This is a genomic window from uncultured Sulfuricurvum sp. (assembly GCF_937936435.1).
GTDB lineage: Bacteria > Campylobacterota > Campylobacteria > Campylobacterales > Sulfurimonadaceae > Sulfuricurvum.
In genome coordinates this window covers 1-7,737 of the sequence record NZ_CALDDG010000065.1, presented here as the reverse complement: position 1 = coordinate 7,737, position 7,737 = coordinate 1, and the positions used below count along the sequence as shown (strand labels likewise).

The following is a 7,737-nucleotide window of genomic DNA, read 5'->3' as shown; positions in this document are numbered from 1 at the left end:
ATCCTTCCTGAAAATTCGGATATCGATAAAGAAGAACTTGCATCCAAAATCATCGACTCTCTGCAAATGAAAAAATTCAAAGTCGGAGAATTTTTAATCCATTTGTCATGTACGATAGGAATTACGGAAAAACACGGCGCCAACAGTACCGAAAGCGCGCTGGTGAAAGCTCATGCCGCTATGAAAGAGGCCCGTCAAAGCGGAACCAACAGATTTCTAACCTATACGCCCGAGTCGTTGTTTATCAAGAAGCAAAAAGAGACGATAGAATGGATGCTCAAAGTACGCGATGCGATCAATAATGATGCTATCATCCCCTATTTTCAGCCGATTATCGATAATGCTACTCATCAGGTCGTTAAATACGAGTGTTTGGCACGGTTGATCGACAACGGCACCGTCATTACTCCGTTTTATTTTATCGAACCTGCCAGACTTGCCGGGCTTTTGCCCAATATAACCAAAGTAATAGCGACAAAATCTTTTGAATATTTTCAAAACAAACCTTATGATTTCAGTATCAATATTACCGAAGAAGATTTAAGAGAAAAAACACTTCCTCCATTGCTAAAAATGCTATCGGAGCACTACCGAATCGCACCGGAACGGGTGACGCTCGAAATTTTGGAGAATATCTCGGCACATGAAAACGAGGCCTCGATAGAACAGCTCTCCGAGTTGAAAAAAGAGGGGTATAAAATCGCTCTGGACGACTTCGGAAGCGAGAAATCGAACTTCTTGCGATTGCAGAAAATGAATGTCGATTATTTAAAAATAGACGGCTCATTTATTCGTGATATTCACGAAAATCCTAATAGCCTGAATATCTGTAAAACGATCGTTCATCTGGCACAATCACTCAATTGCCGGATTATCGCCGAATTTGTCCATTCCAAAGAGGTTTATGAGGTGGTCAAAGCCATCGGGATACCGTATTCGCAAGGGTATTATTTCGGCATGCCCGTCGAAACAATCGACGCACGATCAGAGTAAGCTTCAGCCGTAGCGCCTCAGGTCAATGTGCAAGTCCCCTGAGATACTCATGCATTTGAAAATATCCGATCATCACTTCGAACATCATTCTCCACATGATCTGCCCTAAGAGGAAGCATACGATAAATAACGCCAAAATCTTCATTTTAGCCCCCCGCCATCGCCCCTCTAAAGATACCCGTCTTTCCAATGAACGGCGATAATACAAAAGCATAAAAGGGATAAGCAAAGCTCCCGTATAATATACAAAAATCAGAATCGGAACCGAGATAAAGGTTTCAAAGCCCAATACGTCCATGACGCTTCTTCCGACGTTTATCTCACTCATTCTTCTACAAAATCTGTGAAATAGACGTTTTTGATTTTTGCCTCGGCAAGACGGAGATTGATCTGATCCGTAATCTCTTTTTTCAGATGCTCTTTCCCCACTTCGGTCGATACCTCTTCCATTGACTTAGATGACAATATACCGATGATGATATCGCGCAACTCCGCTTTTTTCTTATCGATCTCGGGATTCACTTCCGCCGTATTAAGTTCCAGGTTCATCTGCGTCTTTAAATAATGTTCTCTGCCGTCATCTGAGAGGACGTTTACGGTAAACGTATCCAGAGGATACAATGCGCCGATATCCGTCAATGCATCGTTTTTCGCCGTCTCCTCGGGGAGGGTCTGAGATGTATCGTCATTATGCAAAACGACGTAAGCAATAATCCCTCCTGCGATCAGTAGGAACGTAAAAAGAGCCCCGATCAAAATGAGCAATTTTTTACTTGAATGTCCCTCGGACACGTTCGTTTCCGAAACTGTTTGATTCTCTGTATCCTCGCCAGGCATGCTATCTATTCCTCTTTGTTCGTCTTTTACGGTTAGTTTACTCTAATTCGTATGATTTTTGCGTGAAATAGGCCGTATTATTAGCGCCTAATCTTCTTTGGATTCATCCGTTAGGATTTCATACGCTATTTTGGCATCATTGACATCAAAACCGTATCGGACTAATAACGGTTCTATGACGCTAAAAGGCTGTGTCTCTTTTAGCGTAAATAACGTTCTAGCACATTTTAATGCCGCGCACGTCCTTGCTTCAAGCCCTTCATCAGGAGTGATCGAATACTCGAGAGAATTCACAAACAGGGGATCAAAGTTCCAAAATCCAAAGAGTTTTGCGGCTAATTCGTCACCGGAACCGCCGAGGATGTTTTTTTCTTCTAACCCTAGTTTTTCAGGCTCATATTCACTGAAACGGTGGGATTTGTCAGCCAGCATAAGTGCATAGGAAGCTACAAGCCTCCCAATCTCTAGGATAAAAGTAAGCCCTCCGAGCGATTGGATAACCGCACGGTTTTTTTTGCCGAGCCACAAATCCAAAAAACGCTGCTGCCGCTCCATAACCCCAAACCAATCGTGGATACTCATGCCATAAGGGCTTACGTCGGTATAAGGGTGGGCTTTGAGGGCTGCGGTTAGTGACATTCCTCGTATTGCGGCGATGCCGAATAATGCAATCGCCTGAGAAATCGAGGTGATGGGATGGCGAAATCCGTGATAGGGGACATTCGAAAAACGGAGAATATCCGTATACAAAATAGGATCGGATTCGATAACCTTGATAACCGACTTTAAATCAATCTCTTCAAATTGGCATAATTCGTTAATTTTTTTAACCGACTCCGGTAAAGGGGGAAAAGACTCTATCGAAAAAAGCAAATCATTATTCATCAATATTCCTAAGATTTTCTGTGTTTTTATAATACCATGATTTCAAGTTTTATACTTTCAATTTATTTAATTTTAATGATTAGAAGAGCATTATAAGTAGCAAATCTATGCAAACATAGAACAATAATTCCACCAAAATCAAAATAGCTATTGTATACTTTATTTTTATACTTCTACTAAAGTATTTATATCCGTTTAATACTCATATACAAGGGAAAAAGTGAATAAAATATTCGGACGTTTGTCATTTGATATGCTTAAAAAGATCAAAGCGACCGACAGTCAACGCGAATTCGAAATCATGGCGACCGCAATGAAACATGCTTCCGACAGTATCATTGTTACCGATCGTTATAATAACATCATGAAAGTCAATAACGCTTTCATCAATACGTTCGGATACAGCGAAAACGAGGTATTAGGCAAGAACACCCGTTTCCTCTCTTCCGTCGAACACGACAATACTTTCTATAATCAAATGTGGACTACCCTGCTTCGCGAAAAACATTGGAGCAGTGAAATATGGATACGCCGCAAAAGCGGGAAAATATTTCCGGGCTGGGTCAGTATCACCGCTATAATGGATGAGAACGGAAAAATACAAAATTATCTGGCTATTTTCACGGATCTCAGCGCTCTGCGCGAAAGCCAAAAAAGATCGCTTAAATTAGCTTATTACGATCAGCTGACCGGATTGCCGAACCGGCAGAAAATCGTTTCGGACATGACCAAAAAAGCCCCGTCCGTCTGCATCATTTTTAATATTGACGATTTTAAAGAGATAAACGATTTTTTCGGAATCGAAATCGGCGATCTCATCCTCAGCCAGGTCGCAGAATGGTTTTACCAAATGAATTTTTCTCCCTATCGGATCGGCGGAGACGAATTTGCGATTTTGCTCTATGAAGATTTTACGTGGAACGATTTACGTAACCGGATCAACGCACTGATGTCGCTGTTTGAAGAAAAAGTCTTTAGCGCCGATGAAGAGGGGGTTAATCTGCGGATGACCGTCGGTGCCGCCATCGGAGATCATAAACTGCTGACACGTGCCGACATCGCCCTCAACCGGGCCAAAAAGTCTAAAACATCGATTGCCCTTTATACCGAACAGGAAAATATCGAAGAGATATACCGTTCCAATATGCGAATGAGTTCCGCTATCCGTTCCGCGTTGGCAGAGGGAAAAATACGCTGCCACTATCAACCGATCGTGAATCTGAACAACGATCAAACCGAAAAATATGAAACTCTCGTTCGAATGGTCGATGAAAGCGGAAATCTTATTCCCCCCGCGCTCTTTTTGCCCGTAGCGAAAAAAACGAAACTCTATCCCCAAATCACGATCGAAGTCGTCAATCAAGCATGCAGCGTGTTTTCAAAACGGGATGAAGAATTCTCTATTAACCTTTCCGACAGCGATATACGCAATCCGCATATTGTCAAAGAGATCATCCATACGATCGTTAAAACAGGGACCGCTTCTAAAATTGTCTTTGAAATTCTGGAGTCGGAAGGGATCGAAAATTATGCCGAAGTAGTAGAGTTCATCTCGACGGTTAAAGCGCTCGGTGCCAAAATAGCTATTGACGATTTCGGTACGGGATACTCAAATTTTGAAAATATTCTCAAACTCAACGTCGATTACATCAAGATCGACGGTTCTCTGATCGAGGGGATCAGCGATAATCCTAGACACCACATTGTGGTAGAGACCATCGTCAACTTCGCTCAAAAAATCGGTGCGAAAACGATAGCCGAATTTGTCAGTTCCGAAGAGATCTATACAGCAGTCAAAGCGCTTGGCGTCGATTACGCACAGGGCTATTTCACCGGCAAACCGACGGAGATGCTCTCCTCGTAATAGCTCGATTGCTTTATCTCCTTTTAACCGCTACTGCCCTATACTCTTATTTAAATCAGTTGAAGTGACATTTGTGGACTCTTTTCAAAATCTTGCCCTTTTAGAGAATCTTTATCGTCTTAAAGCACTCGGATATCGCTATGTCGATCCCATCACGCCGAATCTCCAGACATCCTCCAATACCCTTCCCGATTCCTTGGAAACACTCCAGCAGAATATACGGCAATGTTATTTATGCGATCTAAGCAAATCCCGACGCCAAAGCATGAGCGGATTTGGTAATCGTCATGCCCGCTTGATGTTTGTAGACGCGTATGTTTCTGCCGCAGAAGACGAAGCGGCCGATTATTATGTCGGTCGTTCGGGAGTCATGCTCCGCGATATGATCGAAAAAGTTCTGATGCTGAAAACGGAAGATGTCTACTACACCCACAGCGTCAAATGCAAACCGTTCGGGTTTCAAAATCCTTCTACCAGCGAATGCAACAGCTGTGCCCCTTTTCTCTCCAAACAAATCGACATAATCCAGCCTCGTGTTATCGTTACGCTAGGTCCTGATGCATACCGCATCCTTAGCGGTGACGAAAACGACTTCGAACGTGTTCGGGGTGAAATCATCCCTTTTGGGAATTCGCTTCTGATTCCGATGTACCACCCTTTGTATCTCGTCCGCAACCCTTCGCTCAAAAAAGAGGCTCTCAGAGATCTACAAACTATTAAAGGGCAGCTTCTATGATTATGTTCCGACTTCTTTTTTCTTTGGGACTATTATCCCTACTATTGTCCGCACAGCCTGTTATCTTCCATAATTCCCAAGCTTCTACGGGGTTTAGCGAACCGATATCTTCAGACGATAAAATCAGTATAGCACTCATAAGTGCGCCCAAAATCATCGGCAAATATTCCCAATCGGCCTATAACGTCTCTTTAGCAACGCTCATGAGCCGATTAAACACCCATTATCGGCTGAAACATTACGAAATCGAAGATGAATCTTCAGGATCGCTGAACGAAGCGTTAACAAGTGCCCGACAAGACGGAATGAACGCTATTATCGCCCCGCTTACCCTCAGCGGAGCCAAAAACCTCGCCGCAATCGATACCTCTTTACCGATTTTTATCCCTACCGTCCATAAACGCGATCTCCCTTCCGCTTCCGATAATATCACTTGCGGAGCGATCGATTACAGAGCGCAGATCGAAGCTTTACTGCCGTATATGTCCGATTCGATCGCAATTTTTTACGACAATTCTGCCGTTGGGAACCAGTTAAAAGCCGATACCGAAGAAGTATTTCTGGCCCATAAGAGTGAAAAGAAACGGGTTTCAAGCTATGCCGTAGATACAAAAGGGGACAACATCGTCACCCATCTTTCCAAACCGAGCGCTTTTTCCAAAAAAAGTATTATTTTACATATTCCGGTCGTGAAAAGTGCAATTTTGACCGCCCATATGACCTTTACCCGTATTAAAGAGCGCAATATTCTCTCAACTCAGATCAATATGGACCCGACGCTTCTCACGCTGACACAATACCAAGACCGTAAAAATATGATATTGGCAAATTCTCTGATCGAATTCCCTCCGGCTATCTACGAATCAAACATGCTGATGAACAACGATATCAGCTTTGACTGGATCAATTATACGACGAGCGTAGGGATCGATTATCTGATTTCTCTTCTCAATCACTCCGATCGTGAGTACACGATGCGGATCATCAATTCCCAAGTCATCTATCCGATAGAGCTTGTCCATCCGAAAGAGTTCGGCTTTGAACCCCTCACATCACGATAAAACACTCTCTTTGCGGGAGTTCGACCTTTTTAACCACCTTTCCGATACTCAACGGATGCAAATCGAATCGGTCAGCATCCTCAAACGCTATGACAAAAACGAAATCGTCTTTTACGAAGAAGAGAATCCGCTTTATTTTCATCTGCTTATCAAAGGCGAAGTTTCGATCTATAAAACGACCGCTTCGACCGAGACGATCATTATCCACCGTTTTTCGGCACCTTCGCTCATCGCTGAAGTCGCGACTCTGAAAAAACTTCCCTATCCCGCATCGTGTGAATGCGTGCAACCTTCGCTCATCCTGAAAATCCCCCGTGATCCGTTCTTGGAATTGTTGCGAAACGACCCTTCGGTCAGTATTGCGCTGATTGCCTCTCTCTCCGAAAAAATCGCCACTTTGGAACGCTCGCTGCAGCGCCACAGCGCTCCGAACGCGATGGCAAAAGTTGCTCGGCTGCTGTGTGAGAATCCCGATATTCTGCATCAGATGAAAGGCATCGACATCGCCCGCCTGCTCGGCATTACCCCCGAAACGCTCTCGCGCATCATAAAAAAACTAAAAGAAGAAGGTATCATCGCCGTATCCAAAACCGACGGTGTAACCATATTGCTTCCCGACGCTCTCGATACTTATTGCGGATAATTATTTTCCTTTAAGAGAACCAGTGATAGAGTGTGACTATTCACTTTAAAGGAGTTTGTCATGGGCAAAAGAGGAATTTCTCTCCTTCGCGGAATCGAGGCGCAAACCGTATATGAGTTGTTAAACAAGGCCTACTGCGACGAATGGCTGGCCTATTACCAATATTTTATCGAGGCCAAAGTCGTCAAAGGGCTCATGAAAGACGCCGCTATCACCGAATTGACGCAACACGCGGCCGATGAACTCCGTCATGCTACGATGGTGTGCGACCGTATCATCCAACTTGGCGGTGTACCCGTTCTCCACCCTTCCGAATGGGTAAACCACTCCAACTGCGGCTATGACGCACCCACCGACCCCGATGTACGCAAAGTCCTCGAACAGGCGATCAAAGGGGAACAATGTGCCATCAGCGTCTACTCCAATATTTTGGACATCACCCGCGAAAAAGATATCATCACCTATGATCTCGTTTCTCAAATATTGGCGGATGAAGTCGAACACGAAGAAGATTTGCAGGCTTTGTTTGACGATATCGAAGAGTTTATCGAACAGTTCAAGCGGTAATAATGTTAAGAAGCTTTTTTTTCGTATGGATACTCTCTCTATCAACACTGCACGCAGCAGATATACTCGATCTTGTCGGTCTGCTCGACCGTAACGACACGGCGACATTTTATACCCGTGTCCAAAATATCAATGACGCCAACAGTGCACG

General features: G+C 43.9%; 9 protein-coding genes. 6 read left to right on the top strand and 3 right to left on the bottom strand.

What is annotated here, in order from left to right; all coding sequences use genetic code 11:
• Positions 1-993, top strand: a 993-nt coding sequence (locus tag Q0389_RS07105; protein ID WP_298693132.1) for an EAL domain-containing protein, incomplete at its 5' end; no start/stop codon positions are given.
• A gap of 22 nt (positions 994-1,015) precedes the next feature.
• Here the strand turns inward: Q0389_RS07105 and Q0389_RS07100 are convergent.
• The 3 genes from Q0389_RS07100 to Q0389_RS07090 all read right to left on the bottom strand — a co-directional run bounded on the left by Q0389_RS07100 (position 1,016) and on the right by Q0389_RS07090 (position 2,715).
• A complete protein-coding gene (locus Q0389_RS07100) occupies positions 1,016-1,321 on the bottom strand; it encodes a DUF4282 domain-containing protein (protein WP_298693129.1) in 306 nt (101 codons plus the stop codon).
• Entirely contained in the window at positions 1,318-1,830 is a 513-nt protein-coding gene (locus Q0389_RS07095) for a flagellar basal body-associated FliL family protein (protein WP_298693127.1), read from the bottom strand. The genes Q0389_RS07100 and Q0389_RS07095 overlap by 4 nt, the downstream gene beginning before the upstream one ends.
• Before the next feature lie 87 nt (positions 1,831-1,917).
• Complete coding sequence (locus tag Q0389_RS07090) at positions 1,918-2,715, bottom strand: HDOD domain-containing protein (protein WP_298693125.1); 798 nt, start codon at positions 2,713-2,715, stop codon at positions 1,918-1,920.
• 220 nt (positions 2,716-2,935) lie between these two features.
• Between Q0389_RS07090 and Q0389_RS07085 the strand changes: the two genes are divergently transcribed.
• The 5 genes from Q0389_RS07085 (at position 2,936) to Q0389_RS07065 (ending at position 7,586) form a co-directional block, all read left to right on the top strand.
• A complete protein-coding gene (locus Q0389_RS07085) occupies positions 2,936-4,579 on the top strand; it encodes a bifunctional diguanylate cyclase/phosphodiesterase (protein ID WP_298693123.1) in 1,644 nt (547 codons plus the stop codon).
• Positions 4,580-4,652: 73 nt separating this feature from the next.
• The gene (locus Q0389_RS07080) at positions 4,653-5,315 is read left to right on the top strand and encodes a uracil-DNA glycosylase (RefSeq protein ID WP_298693121.1); all 663 of its coding nucleotides are present in this window, start codon (positions 4,653-4,655) and stop codon (positions 5,313-5,315) included.
• Complete coding sequence (locus Q0389_RS07075; RefSeq protein ID WP_298693119.1) at positions 5,312-6,376, top strand: hypothetical protein; 1,065 nt, start codon at positions 5,312-5,314, stop codon at positions 6,374-6,376. Before Q0389_RS07080 ends, Q0389_RS07075 begins: the two co-directional genes overlap by 4 nt.
• Positions 6,354-7,019 (top strand): Crp/Fnr family transcriptional regulator, encoded by a 666-nt coding sequence (locus tag Q0389_RS07070; RefSeq protein WP_298693117.1) that lies wholly within the window; start codon positions 6,354-6,356, stop codon positions 7,017-7,019. Before Q0389_RS07075 ends, Q0389_RS07070 begins: the two co-directional genes overlap by 23 nt.
• Positions 7,020-7,079: 60 nt before the next feature.
• Positions 7,080-7,586, top strand: a complete 507-nt coding sequence (locus tag Q0389_RS07065) for a ferritin-like domain-containing protein (RefSeq protein ID WP_298693115.1) — start codon at positions 7,080-7,082, stop codon at positions 7,584-7,586.
• Positions 7,587-7,737 lie beyond the last annotated feature (151 nt).

What these genes read in the sequence shown, in the direction of transcription:
- Q0389_RS07100 (WP_298693129.1), bottom strand. Translation starts at nt 1,321, where the DNA reads ATGAGTGAGATAAACGTCGGAAGAAGCGTCATGGACGTATTGGGCTTT.
- Q0389_RS07095 (WP_298693127.1), bottom strand. Translation starts at nt 1,830, where the DNA reads ATGCCTGGCGAGGATACAGAGAATCAAACAGTTTCGGAAACGAACGTG.
- Q0389_RS07090 (WP_298693125.1), bottom strand. Translation starts at nt 2,715, where the DNA reads ATGAATAATGATTTGCTTTTTTCGATAGAGTCTTTTCCCCCTTTACCG.
- Q0389_RS07075 (WP_298693119.1), top strand. Translation starts at nt 5,312, where the DNA reads ATGATTATGTTCCGACTTCTTTTTTCTTTGGGACTATTATCCCTACTA.
- Q0389_RS07065 (WP_298693115.1), top strand. Translation starts at nt 7,080, where the DNA reads ATGGGCAAAAGAGGAATTTCTCTCCTTCGCGGAATCGAGGCGCAAACC.